Origin of the sequence: Sulfitobacter albidus (assembly GCF_018200035.1) — a bacterium.
In the GTDB taxonomy this organism is placed as follows: domain Bacteria; phylum Pseudomonadota; class Alphaproteobacteria; order Rhodobacterales; family Rhodobacteraceae; genus Sulfitobacter; species Sulfitobacter albidus.
The window spans coordinates 2,797,299-2,810,604 of the sequence record NZ_CP073581.1 but is presented as its reverse complement, the minus strand read 5'-3'; the positions used below and the strand labels follow the sequence as shown (position 1 = coordinate 2,810,604).

The window sequence follows — 13,306 nt, the reverse complement described above, 5'->3', positions numbered from 1 at the left end:
GTCCGGATGCGGAGCGGGAAAGCTGTACCTGAATTTTCGGGATTTGCTCTCGGGGGGCAGGCGCAAGATCTGGATTTGAATTTATGCGATTGCGATGTCGATGCGCCGGGCTACTGGCTGGCGGATGCTGTTACCGGGTCGCGGAAAAATTACGGCGGCCCGCGCGCCCGACAGCTTGACCCGGCGATTGCGGCCCTGATACCGCAGGGTGAAGGTCAGCCCGTGTTGATCGCAAATTCGCACCCTGCGTCGGGCCCTGACGGCCGCCCTACGCCGCAAAGGACAAGGCAGACGCAATGAAGGTTCTGATTTTCGGCAGCACCGGGCAGGTCGCAACCGAGCTCAAGCGTCATTCGGGCGTCACGTCGCTTGCCCGCAAAGATGCCGATTTGAGCGATCCGGCTGCCTGCGCCGCGGCGATTGCGGCGCACCCAAGCGATGTGGTCATCAATGCGGCCGCCTATACCGCCGTGGATAAAGCCGAGGAAGACGAGGCCCTCGCGCACATTGTCAACGCCGATGCGCCCGGCGCCATGGCGCGTGTCTGCGCTGCGGCAGGGCGGCCGTTTTTGCACGTTTCGACCGACTATGTCTTTGATGGCAGCGGTGAGACGCCGTGGCGCGTGGACGATCCCATTGCGCCGCTGGGCGCCTACGGCCGCACCAAGGCCGCGGGAGAGGACGCCGTGCGCGCGGCGGGTGGCACGCACGCCATTCTGCGCACGTCCTGGGTGTTCTCGCCCCACAGCGCCAACTTTGTGAAAACCATGCTGCGGCTTTCTGAGACGAGCGATGCGCTCAAAGTCGTGAGGGATCAAATGGGTGGGCCAACGCCTGCGGGGTCCATTGCGGATGCGTTGATGGTCATGGCCCGCGCGCTGCACGACGGGCAGACGGGCGGCACCTATCATTTCGCCGGCGCGCCGGTGACAAGCTGGGCGGGATTGGCCCGCGCGACTTTCGCGGCCGCCGGTCGTGATGTCGCTGTGACGGAAATTCCCACCAGCGCGTACCCGACACCGGCCCAACGGCCGTTGAATTCCCGGCTCGATTGTTCGACTCTCGAAGCTGAATTCGGCATTACCCCGCCCGATTGGGAAACCGATCTGGCTCAAATTGTAAGTGAGATATTGGCATGACATCCTCCCCCACAAAGGCGCGCAAAGGCATTATTCTGGCCGGCGGCTCCGGCACGCGACTGTACCCGATCACCATTGGTGTCTCGAAACAGCTGCTGCCGATCTACGATAAACCGATGGTTTACTACCCGCTGTCGGTTCTGATGCTTGCAGGGATTCGCGAGATCGCGGTCATCACCACACCGCAGGATCAGGACCAGTTCCAGCGTACGCTGGGCGACGGCAGCCAGTGGGGGCTTGAGCTGACGTATATCCCGCAGCCGTCGCCCGACGGGCTGGCACAGGCCTATATCCTTGCCGAAGAGTTCCTTGACGGGGCTCCCAGCGCAATGGTTCTGGGCGATAACATCTTTTTCGGTCACGGCCTGCCCGAGCAACTGGCCGAGGCCGACAGACTTGCGACCGGCGGCACCGTCTTTGGCTATCGCGTGCACGACCCCGAACGCTATGGCGTGGTGGATTTTGCCGAGGATGGCACCGTGCGCTCGATCATCGAAAAGCCCGAAGTGCCGCCCTCGAATTATGCGGTCACGGGGCTTTATTTCCTCGACGGGACAGCGCCTGCGCGCGCGCGTCAGGTCAAGCCGTCGGCGCGGGGCGAGCTGGAGATCACGACGCTGCTGGAAAGCTACCTGCACGACGGCAGCCTGACGGTGCAGCAGATGGGCCGCGGCTACGCCTGGCTCGATACCGGCACCCACGGCAGCCTTCTGGATGCGGGCAACTTTGTGCGCACGTTGTCGAGCCGTCAGGGGCTTCAGGTAGGGTGCCCCGAAGAAATCGCCTTCTCGAAAGGGTGGATCAGCCGGGATGATCTGGCTGCGCTGGCCAAGAAGTTCTCGAAAAACACCTACGGTGCCTATCTGGCCGGGCTGCTGAAGTAGACGCCGCACCATCCCGGAGGAAGGACTGCCCATGTTTGCCGTTGTTGTCAGCCTTGAGGTCAAGCCGGGCACGATGGCGACGTTTCTGCCTGCGATGACCGAAAACGCCCGGCTCTCGCTTGCGTGTGAGCCGGGATGCCACCGCTTTGACGTCTGCACCGACAGCGCGCGCCCGGATGAGGTGTTTCTCTACGAACTCTACACGGACCGCGCCGCCTTTGACGCCCATCTGGAAACCGCCCATTTCCGTGCGTTTGACGCCAAGAGCGGCGCGTGGATCGTGGCCAAGGACGTGCGCACCTTCGACGGGGTCAACGCATGAGCGATTGGGAAGTCTTTGCGATCAAATACGCCGACCGCAATGCCCGGATCCGCGCGGACAGCTTTGTACCGGCGGACAATCACGATGCCCCGCACCCGATGGATTACTTCATGTGGCTGTTGCGACGGGGCGACGAGGTCATTCTTGTCGATACCGGTTACGACGTGGCCGAGGGTACGGCGCGTAGCCGTCCCATTCGCCTTGATCCCGTCGCGGCACTGGCGCCCTTCGGGATCGCGCCGGGGGATGTGGCGCATGTAATCGTCACGCATCTGCACTATGACCACGCGGGTGGGCTGCACCTCTTTCCCAATGCGACGCTACACCTGCAAGCGGCCGAGATGGCCTATGCCACCGGCCCGTGCATGTGCCATGAGCCTCTGCGCATGCCGTACACGGCGGACCACATCTGCGAGGCGGTCAGACGGCTCTATGCCGGGAGCGTCGTGTTCTACGATGGCGAAGCACAGATCGCCGATGGCGTGACGGTGCATTGCGTGGGCGGGCATACCCGTGGGCTGCAATGCGTGCGGGTGCGCACGCAGGCGGGCTGGCTGGTGCTGGCCTCCGACGCATCGCATTTCTACGAAAACGTCCTGGCCCGCAAACCCTTCCCCATCGTGGTGGATCTTCAAAATATGCTCGATGGATTCGACACGTTGCGGCGTCTCGCGTCCTCGCCCCAATTGATTGTTCCCGGTCACGATCCGCTGGTACGCGATTATTTCCCCAGCGTTCTTGCCCCGCATATTCATCGGCTTGACGTTGGTCCCACCCGCGATGTGACCGCCTGAACGCTCAGCGTTTGCGAAAGGCGCTGGGCGTCCTGCCGAATTCAGCGCGAAACGCACGGGTCATCGCGCTGGCGCTCTCGTAGCCACTGCGGCCCGCGATTTCGACGATGGAATAATCGGTCTCTTCCGCCAGCCGCCGCACGAGGGCCAGCCGTTGCCGCCGGTACAACGCCTGCGGCGTCGTCTGCAACTCGGCCCGCACGCGCGCCTCGATCCGCCGCTGCGAACAGCCGATCCGCCGGGCAATTTCGCCTATGGGAAGCGGGGTTTCCAGATTGGCCTGCATGATCCGCAGTGCCCTTGCGACGGGGCTGTCGTCGGGCCGTTCGGGCCGCGCCTGGGGCGTGCTCATCAACAGATCGGCGACGTCTTCGGCCAACAGGGCGCCGTGGTCGCGCCGGATAAGCTCTGACGCAAGGTCAAAGGCCGCGAGCGCACCCGAACAGGTGATCCGCGTGCCGTCGATGACAAAGCGTGCGCGCACCGCGTCCACATGGGCAAAGCTTTCCTCGAACCGCGACAACTCATCCCAATGAACCGTCGCGCGGTGTCCGTCGAGCAGACCCGCGCGGGCCAGAAGCCAACTCCCCATGTCGAGCCCGGCGAGCATCCGATGCCGCCGCGCGGCGCGATTGAGCGCGTGTGCCGTGGCGCGGGTGTCGAGTTCGAGAAATCCGTAGGAGGGCATTACGATCAGCATATCCGCCCGTTGATCGTGCAGGGCTCCCTCCGGCGCGACCTGCAATCCGGCGGAACTGCGCACCGGCCCGCCCGCCAATGAGCAGAAGCGCCAGTCATACAGGCATCGCCCCGACAGCGTATTCGCCGCACGCAAGGGCTCGACCATGTTGGCGAGGCAGTGATTGGAAAACCCGTCGAACAGCAGAACTGTCAGCCGTTGGCACATCTTGGCGAATCCTGCATGTTTTGGCGTAAACTCTGCACGACACCTGAATGGGCTTTGCGCTTCGCTACGTCAACATCCACGTGAGGAGATCCGCGATGCAATTCGGTCTTTCGGAAGAGCAGGAGATGATCGTCTCCACCGTGCGCAGCTTTGTCGAAAATGAGATCTACCCGCACGAGGACACGGTGGAACGGTCCGGTGAGGTACCTGCAGAGCTGGGCGAGCAGATAAAGCAAAAGTGTATCGATCTGGGTTTCTACGCTTGCAACTTTCCCGAGGAGGTGGGCGGCGCGGGCCTGTCGCATCTGGATTTTACGCTGGTAGAGCGGGAGCTGGGGCGCGGCTCGATGGCGCTGACGCATTTCTTTGGCCGCCCGCAGAATATCCTGATGGCCTGCAACGCTGAGCAGCGCGAACGCTATCTGCTGCCCGCCGTGCGCGGAGAGCGGATGGACGCGCTGGCCATGACCGAACCCGACGCAGGATCGGACGTGCGCGGCATGAAATGCACCGCCACGCGCGACGGAGGCGATTGGGTGGTCAACGGCTCCAAACACTTCATCTCGGGCGCGGAGCACGCGGATTTCTTTATCGTCTTCATCGCCACCGGTGTGGATGAAACGCCGAAAGGGCCCAAGAAACGGATCACTACATTTCTGGTGGATCGCGGCACGCCGGGGTTCGAGGTGCGCGAAGGCTATCGGTCGGTCAGCCACCGCGGATACAAGAACTGCATCCTTGATTTCGACAATTGCCGGCTGCCCGATGCGCAGGTGCTGGGCGAGGTCGACGGCGGTTTTGCCGTGATGAACGAATGGCTCTACGCCACGCGCCTGACGGTTGCCGCGTTTTCCGTGGGCCGCGCACGGCGCTGTTTCGACTATGCCCTGAGCTACGCCGCCGAGCGCAAGCAATTCGGCCAGCAGATCGGCAAGTTTCAGGGGGTGAGTTTCCAGATCGCCGACATGATTACCGAGATCGACGCCGCCGATTGGCTGACCCTCGCCGCCGCATGGCGGCTGGATGAAGGGCTTCCCGCCAACCGCGAGATCGCCTCGGCCAAGGTCTATGCGTCGGAGACATTGGCCAAGGTGACCGACACCACGCTACAGATCTTTGGCGGGATGGGGCTGATGGATGACTTCCCGATCGAGCGTTTCTGGCGTGACGCGCGGGTGGAACGGATCTGGGATGGCACCAGTGAAATCCAGCGCCACATCATCAGCCGCGACCTGTTGCGCCCCTTGGGCGCGTAACCCCCATGTCGCGTGATCTAAGCCGCCTTTTACGCCCCCGGTCCATCGCCGTGATCGGCGGCGGCGCCTGGTGCGCGCAGGTGCTGCACCAATCGCGGCGCATGGGCTACGACGGGGCGCTGTGGCGGGTGCATCCAAGCGCCGAGGCCACCGATGGCGTATCCGTCTTTCGCAACGTGGATGATTTGCCCGCGCCGCCAGATGCCGTGTTCCTTGGCATCAACCGACACGCGACCGTCGAGACCGTGCGCGCGTTGGCCGCGAGGGGGGCGGGGGGCGCGGTTTGCTTTGCCTCCGGCTTTGCAGAGGCGCTGGCCGAGGATGCCACGGGTGACGATCTGCAGCGCGCGCTCGTCGCGGCGGCGGGCGGGATGCCGATCCTCGGGCCCAACTGCTACGGCTTCATCAACGCGTTGGACGGGGCGCTGTTGTGGCCTGACCAGCACGGCTGCACGCGGGTGGATCGTGGCGTGGCGATCCTGACGCAAAGCTCCAACATCGCGATTAACCTCACCATGCAGCAGCGCGCCTTGCCCATCGCCTATACCGTCACCTGCGGGAACATGGCGCAGACCGGTCAGGCCGAAATCGCCGCAGGGCTGCTGGATGATCCGCGCGTGACGGCGATTGGTCTGCATATCGAGGGCTTCAACGACTTGCGCGCCTGGGAGGCGCTGGCCGCCAAGGCGCACGCGCGCGGCGTGCCGCTGGTGGCACTCAAGGTTGGTGCGTCCGCGCAGGCGCAGGCGGCGACCGTCTCGCACACGGCGTCGATTGCAGGCAGCGACGCCGGGGCGGCGGCATTTCTTGCGCGGTTGGGCATTCCACGGCTCACGGACCTTCCGTCGTTTCTGGAAACGCTCAAACTGCTGCATTGTACCGGCCCTCTGCCCGGCACGAACATCGCTTCGATCAGCTGTTCCGGGGCGAGGCAAGCCTGATCGCGGATATGGCCGAAGGCACGCGCGTGACCTTTCCGCCTCTGCAGGCCGGGCAGCGTACGCGCCTGCGCGCGGCGCTTGGACCCATGGTCGCGTTGAGCAATCCGCTGGATTATCACACCTACATCTGGCGTGACACGGCGGCGATGACGCAGGCGTGGGCGGGCATGACCGGCGAGGGGATCGACATGACGTTGTCCATCGTCGATTACCCCACGACGGACCCGACCGATTGGATCTGCACGACCGAGGCCGCCCTTGCGGTGCGGGCGCAGACCGGCGCGTGTTTCGGCATCGTGGCGAGCCTGCCCGAACTGTTGCCACCAGACGTCGCAGGGACACTGATGGCGGGCGGCGTCGTGCCGCTGATGGGCCTGCGCGAGGCGCTTTGCGCCATTGAGGCTGCCGCAAGCGTGACGGCCCCCGCCGCCGCGCCATTGCTGTTGCCCGGAACAGCCGAGCCTACCCAGACAGTGACGGAAGGCGCGTCCAAGCACGCCCTGGCGGCGCATGGTCTGCGGGTTCCGCAAAGCCGCACGATGGCGGCCACCGACATCGCCGATTCAGTGCGTGAGATGACCGGCCCCTTCGCGGTCAAGGGCGTGGGCCTTGCCCATAAATCCGACACAGGCGCCGTTCGGTTGCATGTTGCCGGGGCTGATGTGGCGGCTGTCGCGGCTCAGATCGGGACAGAGCGGATCCTGATCGAAGAGATGGTGACCGGTGCCGTGGCCGAGCTTTTGATCGGGGTGGTGCGTGATCCGGCGCATGGTTTCGTGCTGACCCTGGGGGCCGGTGGCGTTTTGACGGAGATCCTGGCCGACAGTGCCTCACTCCTGATCCCGAGCGACGCGGTGGAAATTCGCGCCGCGCTGATGCAGCTGAAGATCGCGCCGCTGCTTCTCGGCTACCGGGGCCAGTCCGCCGCCGATCTTGACGCGGTGATTGCCGCGGTTCTGGCGGTGCAGGACTACGTCGTGCAACATGCCGAAACGGTCGTTGAAGCAGAAATCAATCCGCTCCTCTGCCTGCCCGACGAGGCTGTGGCAGTCGATGCGCTTATCAGAAAGGCCTGAGATATGGATCCCGTGAAAACCCGCCGCGAGGGCGCAATCCTTGAGGTCACTTTGGATCGGCCCAAAGCGAACGCCATCGATCTGGCAACCAGTCGCATCATGGGCGACGTCTTTGCCGGTTTTCGCGATGATCCCGACTTGCGCGTGGCGATTTTGACGGGCGGCGGGGATAAATTCTTTTGCCCCGGTTGGGATCTCAAGGCCGCCAATGACGGCGACGCGGTCGATGGCGATTACGGGTTGGGCGGCTTTGGCGGCCTGCAAGAGCTGCGCGGGCTGAACAAACCGGTGATTGCTGCGGTCAACGGAATCGCTTGTGGTGGCGGATTGGAGCTGGCGCTGTCGGCGGACATGATCCTCGCCGCCGATCACGCGACGTTTGCGCTGCCCGAAATCCGGTCGGGCACCGTGGCGGACGCGGCGAGCGTCAAGCTGCCCAAGCGCATCGCCTACCATGTCGCGATGGAGCTGTTGCTGACCGGGCGCTGGTTTGACGTGCACGAGGCCAAGGGCTGGGGCCTCATCAACGAGATCCTGCCAGCGGACCAGCTGATGAACCGGGCGTGGGAGCTTGCGCGCCTGCTCGCCTCCGGCCCGCCACTGGTCTATGCGGCGATCAAGGAAATCGTACGCGATGCCGAGGATGCCAAGTTTCAGGACGCGATGAACCGGATCACCCAGCGGCAGCTGGCCACGGTCGATACGCTTTATTCCAGCGAGGATCAGGCCGAGGGCGCACGTGCTTTTGCCGAAAAACGCGATCCGGTCTGGAAGGGGCGCTAGACCGACGTGCGCCCGGTGAACTGGGCCAGCGTGATGCCTGCTTCTTCCAGCGTTGCGCGCACGGAAGCGGCGATTTGCACGGCCGTGGGCGTATCACCGTGCAGGCAGATCGTGTCGATGGCGGTCGGAATATGCTTCCCGCTTTCGGTAATGATCGCACCGGCTTTGACCATTTCGACCATGCGGGCACCGGCGCGCCCGGGGTCGTGGATCACGGCGCCCTCCTTGCTGCGGTCCACCAGTGTGGCGTCGTCGTTATAGGCACGGTCGGCGAATATCTCACCGGCCCATTGGCAGCCAAGTTCCAGCACCGCCTCCTGCTGCGCGGTCGACGACAGGACCATCACGATCATTTCGGGCGCGACCGACAGCGCCGCCTCGTACAGATCGCGGGCCAGGACGGGATCCTCCGACGTCATGTTGCCAAGCGCCCCGTGCAATTTGAGATGCCGCACCTCAGCACCCAGACTGCGCGCCATGCCAACGCTGGCGGCCACCTGATAGCGGATCTGGTTTTGCAGCGTGGCACGCGGCACCGACATGCGGTTGCGGCCAAATCCCGCGATATCCATGAAACCGGGATGCGCGCCAATGCCCACGCCATTCTCCAGCGCGATCCGCATGGTCGAGGCCATCACATCCGCGTCTCCCGCGTGCCCGCCACAGGCGATATTGGCCGAGGTCACGGTTTTCAACAGGGCGGCATCGTCGCCCATTTTCCACGGGCCAAAGCTTTCGCCCATATCGGCGTTCAGGTCGACTTGGATCACGGTGCGGTCTCCTCGAATGGGTTGGCGGTGGCGCTGACGGCGCCTGAGATAAGCTGATAGCCGAGCAGATCGCGGATGTCGTGCGGATCGCGCAGCAGCGGGGTACAGAGCGCGCGCAGGGCTGTGCGGTCGCGTGCGGCGCGGGCCTCGATCTCGCGGGCCTCATCCAGCGGGATGAAGGTGATGCGCAAGGGCGCGCCCGATGCCGCCTGCGCCACGCGCGGCATATCGGCGGGGATCACGCAGCCGATGCGCGGGTACCCCCCCGTCGTCTGGCAATCGGCCATCAGCACAAAGGGCGCGCCATCGCCCGCCACCTGAATATCCCCCGGCACGATCACATCCGACAGGATATTGAGCCCGCCTTCGGCCTCGAACCCTTCGCCACAGGGATCGAGCCGTACGCCCATGCGGTTGGCGCGCGGGTCGCGTTTGAACTCGGTCGCTGTGAAACGCTTGAGCGTGGCCGCATCGAAGCGGTCGGTCTGCATCGAGGTGACGGCGCGCAGCGTGCCGCCTTCGAACCGCTGATCGAGCGGCAGGGTCAACCCGGTCTCTCGCCCCTTGTCCGGGCCGATGGGCAGCGTGTCACCCGATGCCAGTAGCGCACCGATCCCTGCACTGAGATGCGCGGCCCGGGCGCCGAGGATCTCTGGCGTGTCCAGCCCGCCGCCCACGTGCAGGTAGCCGTAGCTGCCGCGCGCGGCGACCCCGATGGCGAGCGTGGCACCGGCGGGGATGAGATGCGAGGCGTTCCACGCAAGCGTCTCCCCGTCGCAGGTGGTGGGCATCGGCGCCCCGGTGAGCGCCACGCGGGTGTCGGCATCAAAGCTGAACTGCCCGCCCATGCCGCCCATCTCAAGTGCGGCGAGCGTGTCGGACTGGCGCAGCAGCGCCGCCCCTTCGGCGAGCGCCAGACGGTCGATCGCGCCGCCGCAGGTCAGACCGCGCGCAAGGTATCCGGGCCGCCCCTGATCCTGCACGCTCAGCGCGGGACCGGCGGAGAGGATGGTGAGCGTGCTCATGCAATCGCCTCCCGCTCGGCGCCGCCGGCGGCGTCATCTGCCATGGCTGCGAATTGCGTCTCGGTGACGGAGGGAAAGACGATTTCATCGCCGGGCGACAGGGCGAAGGGGGTATCGCTTGCTGGGGTGAAATTGCGGAAATGCGTCTGGCCGACGTGGCGCCAGCCGGTCGGCGTGTCGTTGGTGAACACCACGAGCTGCCGGATCGCGACGACAAGAGCTCCGCGCGGCACGGATTTGCTGAGCGCGCGCTGGCGTGGGATGTTCCAATGCGCGGGCAGCTCGGCGATATAGGGCTGGCCGGGCGCGAACCCGATGGTGATGACGCGCAGCCGCGCCGACGACAACTCTGCCACGGCGGTATCCGCATCGACACCCGCCGCCTCCGCCGCCTCTTCCAGCTGGGGGCCGTGGTCCCCGCCGTAGAGCGTGGGCACGTGCCACAGCGTCCGGTTTTCGGGCAGGGGGGCGGCGTACCAGTCGCGGCTTGCCAGCAGCGTTTCCAGACGCTCCGTCATGGCATCGCCGCCCGCCAGCGCATCGACCCTCAGAAAAGTTGAGACCAATGAGGTAGACGTCTCGAACACCTCCGGCCAGTCGGCGGAATCCACCGCCGCCCGGAATGCGAGGGCGGCGCGGTTGGCGGGCTCCGACATGCTTTCCGCGAATTGTACCAGCAGGCCCGAAAGGCCCACGGGGCGGATGCGTGGAAAGTCAGTCATGGGCAAGCGCCTTTGCGTAGAGCCGGGGCAACAGGAACGGGGTGAGGTACATTGGCAGCTGCCAGCATGCGATGAAGACCAACAGAGGGGCAAGGGTCTGCGGTGGCAAAGCCACGAGGAAAAGCGCGATATTTCGGTTCCCGGCGCCAAGGGCGAGCGGACCCGCCAGCGCGCGCAGGGCGGAGCGGCGCAGGGCGAACAGGGTCAGCAGTTGCAATCCGTAGCTGAGCGCGAATGCCAACAGCGCCCAGAGCGCCAGCGATGCGGGATCCCCACGCAAGGCCGCGTTCATCGGCGCCATCAGTGCCACCACGATCGTTGCAAAGGCGAGCGTCGACACGCCGTCGAGCGCGCGCAGCTGCGCGCCATCCGGCGCCGGAAAGAGCCACGCGCGCAAGGTGAATCCCAGAGCCGTACTGCCCAGTATGGTAAAGAGGACCGCGCCCGCGCTTTGCAGTACTTCCGACGCGGGTCCGATCTGCGGAACGGCGGCAAGCACCGGCAGCACGGTCAGCGGGAAGGCGGCGGTGCCCAGAACGAGGATCTGCATCATCCGCCCCCGTCGAGGCCGAGCATCAGCGCAATATTCGCACTGCCGGAGATCGCGGGCGCGCTTGTCGCCAGGATCATCGCAAGCGCCGCCGGCGTATCCGCGATCCCGAAGACGCGAAAAACAAGCGCTGCCAACAGTGGCACGGCAAGCTGCAGCACTGCGACCGCGCCAAGGCCCCAGCGCAGATCCCGCAGCGCGCCGAGGGCCGCGCGATGTCCGATCCGCAAGGCGGTCAGCAGCAAAAGCACACCCACCATGACGGGCAGATAAGGGGCCATCGTCTGAGCGATTTGCGGTAGGGTCACGCCCGCGACCAACCCGACCATCAGGCACAGGCGCCCGTGCACGCTCAGCGTTGCGAGCGCGCGGGCGATCACGGGAAGATCTGAAGAGACATCATGTCGGCGACCCGACCAAATCAAGGCGTGCGGGGCAAGGGGTCAGACGGGATTATCTTCGAGCATAAGATCACTGGCCTTTTCCCCGATCATGATTGCGGGGGCGTTGGTATTGCCCGATACGATCTCGGGCATGATCGAGCAATCGGCCACCCGCAGCCCGGCCACGCCATGCACGCGCAGCCGCGCGTCCACCACTGCCTGCGGTCCATCGCCCATCTTGCAGGTGCCGGTCGGGTGGTAGATCGAGGCGGTATTGTTGCGTGCCCAATCCAGCGTCGCGTCATAGTCGTCGATATCAAGATCGGCGTGCGGGCGGTATTCCTCGCTGATCTTGCTGGTCAGCGGGGCGTGGCGCGCGATGCGGCGCGCGATGTTGACGCCCTCCACTATGGTGTCGCAATCGGTCTTGGTCGACAGATAGTTCGGAATGATCTTGGGATAGGCCCGCCCGTCGGATGAGCTGAGCCGGATCTCACCCCGGCTTTCGGGGCGCAGCTGGCACACCGACATCGTGAAGGCCGAGAATTTGTCGGCGCCCTTGCCGGGATTCTCCGCTGAGAGGGGCTGGACGTGAAACTGAACGTCAGGTGTTTCCAGATCGGGGCGGGTTTTCATGAAGCCGGTCGCAAGGCTGGCGGCCATCGTCATCGGCCCCGCCCGGAACATCAGGTATTTCAGGCCGATGCGCGCCTGCCCCATGAGGCTCGACACTTCATCGTTGAGCGTAGGTTCGTTGCATTTGTAGACCAGCCGCGCCTGCAGGTGGTCTTGCATGTTCTTGCCGACGCCGGGCAGATCGCGCAGCACCTCGATCCCGTGTTCGCGCAGATGCTCTGCCTCGCCTACGCCCGATAGCATCAACAGTTGCGGAGAGTTGATTGCCCCGCCAGACAGCACGATTTCGCGGGCGGCCGAGACGGTCTGCACCTGGCCCGCGCGATCGGTATATTGCACGCCGGTCGCCCGCCCGTCCTTGATCACGATCTTTTCGACCTGCGCGTGAGTGATGACCTTGAGGTTGTTGCGGGATTTGGCCGGATTGAGGTAGGCCACCGCCGACGAGCAGCGCCGTCCGTTTCGGGCGGTCAACTGGAAAAAACCGACGCCTTCCTGATCGGCACCGTTGTAATCCGGGTTGAACTTGTATCCCGCCGCCTGCGCCGCCGCGACCCAGGCATCGGTGATCGGCCGCTGGATTCGCATATTCGACACCGAAAGAGGACCTTGATCGCCGTGATGGGCATCCGCGCCGCGCTCGTTGTTCTCGGCGCGCTTGAACAACGGCAACACGTCGTCCCACGACCAGCCCTTGTTGCCCATCTGCGCCCAGCGATCATAATCCTGGGGCTGTCCACGCACGTAAAGCAGACCGTTGAGAGATGATGAGCCGCCCAGAACCTTGCCGCGCGGCCATTCGATAGAGCGGTTGTTCAGGCCGGGATCGGGTTCTGTCTTGTAGCACCAATCGACCGAAGGGTTATGAATTGTCTTGAAATACCCCACCGGAATATGGATCCATGGGTTCCAGTCCTTACCGCCGGCTTCCAGCAGGATGACCGTGTTTCGGGGATCGGCGCTTAACCTGTTGGCCAATACGCAGCCCGCCGAGCCGGCCCCAACCACGATAAAGTCTGCATTCATCCGTACGTCCTCCAACCGATGAAGAAATTTGTATACAGATCATGAAAACCTAGCTAGTCTTTTTTGAAACAATTAGTCTCAATAATGAGACC

The 13,306-nt window shown here is 64.5% G+C and carries 13 protein-coding genes and 1 pseudogene; 7 read left to right on the top strand and 7 right to left on the bottom strand.

All coding sequences use genetic code 11. The features are described from left to right. Positions 1-296: 296 nt before the first annotated feature. The 4 genes from rfbD to KDD17_RS13835 are packed head-to-tail and all read left to right on the top strand — an operon-like array spanning position 297 to position 3,139. Complete coding sequence (gene rfbD, locus KDD17_RS13850; RefSeq protein WP_212704195.1) at positions 297-1,139, top strand: dTDP-4-dehydrorhamnose reductase; 843 nt, start codon at positions 297-299, stop codon at positions 1,137-1,139. Further along, the gene (gene rfbA, locus KDD17_RS13845) at positions 1,136-2,023 is read left to right on the top strand and encodes a glucose-1-phosphate thymidylyltransferase RfbA (RefSeq protein WP_212704194.1); all 888 of its coding nucleotides are present in this window, start codon (positions 1,136-1,138) and stop codon (positions 2,021-2,023) included. Before rfbD ends, rfbA begins: the two co-directional genes overlap by 4 nt. Before the next feature lie 31 nt (positions 2,024-2,054). Then, entirely contained in the window at positions 2,055-2,345 is a 291-nt protein-coding gene (locus KDD17_RS13840) for a putative quinol monooxygenase (protein ID WP_212704193.1), read from the top strand. Next, a complete protein-coding gene (locus KDD17_RS13835; protein WP_212704192.1) occupies positions 2,342-3,139 on the top strand; it encodes an N-acyl homoserine lactonase family protein in 798 nt (265 codons plus the stop codon). Before KDD17_RS13840 ends, KDD17_RS13835 begins: the two co-directional genes overlap by 4 nt. A 4-nt stretch (positions 3,140-3,143) precedes the next feature. Here the strand turns inward: KDD17_RS13835 and KDD17_RS13830 are convergent, their stop codons facing one another. Next, complete coding sequence (locus KDD17_RS13830) at positions 3,144-4,046, bottom strand: GlxA family transcriptional regulator (RefSeq protein WP_212704191.1); 903 nt, start codon at positions 4,044-4,046, stop codon at positions 3,144-3,146. Between the two features lie 95 nt (positions 4,047-4,141). On the opposite strand from KDD17_RS13830, the gene KDD17_RS13825 reads away from it, so the two are divergent. The 3 genes and pseudogenes from KDD17_RS13825 (at position 4,142) to KDD17_RS13815 (ending at position 8,102) form a co-directional block, all read left to right on the top strand. Then, positions 4,142-5,302: an acyl-CoA dehydrogenase family protein gene (locus KDD17_RS13825; protein ID WP_212704190.1), complete on the top strand. Its 1,161-nt coding sequence runs from the start codon at positions 4,142-4,144 to the stop codon at positions 5,300-5,302. 5 nt (positions 5,303-5,307) lie between these two features. After that, positions 5,308-7,319: pseudogene (locus tag KDD17_RS13820) on the top strand (acetate--CoA ligase family protein). A gap of 3 nt (positions 7,320-7,322) precedes the next feature. Beyond that, on the top strand, positions 7,323-8,102 hold the full coding sequence (locus tag KDD17_RS13815) for a carnitinyl-CoA dehydratase (RefSeq protein ID WP_212704189.1): 780 nt from the start codon (positions 7,323-7,325) through the stop codon (positions 8,100-8,102). Here KDD17_RS13815 and KDD17_RS13810 read toward each other — a convergent pair. The 6 genes from KDD17_RS13810 to KDD17_RS13790 form a co-directional block, all read right to left on the bottom strand. After that, entirely contained in the window at positions 8,099-8,872 is a 774-nt protein-coding gene (locus tag KDD17_RS13810) for a LamB/YcsF family protein (protein ID WP_212704188.1), read from the bottom strand. The two genes, KDD17_RS13815 and KDD17_RS13810, sit on opposite strands and share 4 nt — an antisense overlap. Further along, a complete protein-coding gene (locus KDD17_RS13805) occupies positions 8,869-9,897 on the bottom strand; it encodes a 5-oxoprolinase subunit C family protein (protein WP_212704187.1) in 1,029 nt (342 codons plus the stop codon). Before KDD17_RS13805 ends, KDD17_RS13810 begins: the two co-directional genes overlap by 4 nt. Further along, complete coding sequence (locus tag KDD17_RS13800) at positions 9,894-10,619, bottom strand: 5-oxoprolinase subunit B family protein (RefSeq protein WP_212704186.1); 726 nt, start codon at positions 10,617-10,619, stop codon at positions 9,894-9,896. Before KDD17_RS13800 ends, KDD17_RS13805 begins: the two co-directional genes overlap by 4 nt. Beyond that, positions 10,612-11,169, bottom strand: coding sequence for a hypothetical protein (locus KDD17_RS18890; RefSeq protein ID WP_254796798.1), 558 nt, complete (start codon positions 11,167-11,169; stop codon positions 10,612-10,614). Before KDD17_RS18890 ends, KDD17_RS13800 begins: the two co-directional genes overlap by 8 nt. Further along, complete coding sequence (locus tag KDD17_RS18885) at positions 11,169-11,549, bottom strand: hypothetical protein (RefSeq protein WP_254796797.1); 381 nt, start codon at positions 11,547-11,549, stop codon at positions 11,169-11,171. Before KDD17_RS18885 ends, KDD17_RS18890 begins: the two co-directional genes overlap by 1 nt. A 63-nt stretch (positions 11,550-11,612) precedes the next feature. Continuing rightward, positions 11,613-13,214, bottom strand: coding sequence for a GMC family oxidoreductase (locus KDD17_RS13790; protein ID WP_212704185.1), 1,602 nt, complete (start codon positions 13,212-13,214; stop codon positions 11,613-11,615). Between the last annotated feature and the right edge of the window lie 92 nt (positions 13,215-13,306).

Excerpts from the sequence above, each read along its gene's own strand:
- rfbD (WP_212704195.1), top strand. The coding sequence starts at position 297 with ATGAAGGTTCTGATTTTCGGCAGCACCGGGCAGGTCGCAACCGAGCTC.
- rfbA (WP_212704194.1), top strand. The coding sequence starts at position 1,136 with ATGACATCCTCCCCCACAAAGGCGCGCAAAGGCATTATTCTGGCCGGC.
- KDD17_RS13840 (WP_212704193.1), top strand. The coding sequence starts at position 2,055 with ATGTTTGCCGTTGTTGTCAGCCTTGAGGTCAAGCCGGGCACGATGGCG.
- KDD17_RS13835 (WP_212704192.1), top strand. The coding sequence starts at position 2,342 with ATGAGCGATTGGGAAGTCTTTGCGATCAAATACGCCGACCGCAATGCC.
- KDD17_RS13830 (WP_212704191.1), bottom strand. The coding sequence starts at position 4,046 with ATGTGCCAACGGCTGACAGTTCTGCTGTTCGACGGGTTTTCCAATCAC.
- KDD17_RS13825 (WP_212704190.1), top strand. The coding sequence starts at position 4,142 with ATGCAATTCGGTCTTTCGGAAGAGCAGGAGATGATCGTCTCCACCGTG.
- KDD17_RS13815 (WP_212704189.1), top strand. The coding sequence starts at position 7,323 with ATGGATCCCGTGAAAACCCGCCGCGAGGGCGCAATCCTTGAGGTCACT.
- KDD17_RS13805 (WP_212704187.1), bottom strand. The coding sequence starts at position 9,897 with ATGAGCACGCTCACCATCCTCTCCGCCGGTCCCGCGCTGAGCGTGCAG.
- KDD17_RS13800 (WP_212704186.1), bottom strand. The coding sequence starts at position 10,619 with ATGACTGACTTTCCACGCATCCGCCCCGTGGGCCTTTCGGGCCTGCTG.
- KDD17_RS18890 (WP_254796798.1), bottom strand. The coding sequence starts at position 11,169 with ATGCAGATCCTCGTTCTGGGCACCGCCGCCTTCCCGCTGACCGTGCTG.
- KDD17_RS13790 (WP_212704185.1), bottom strand. The coding sequence starts at position 13,214 with ATGAATGCAGACTTTATCGTGGTTGGGGCCGGCTCGGCGGGCTGCGTA.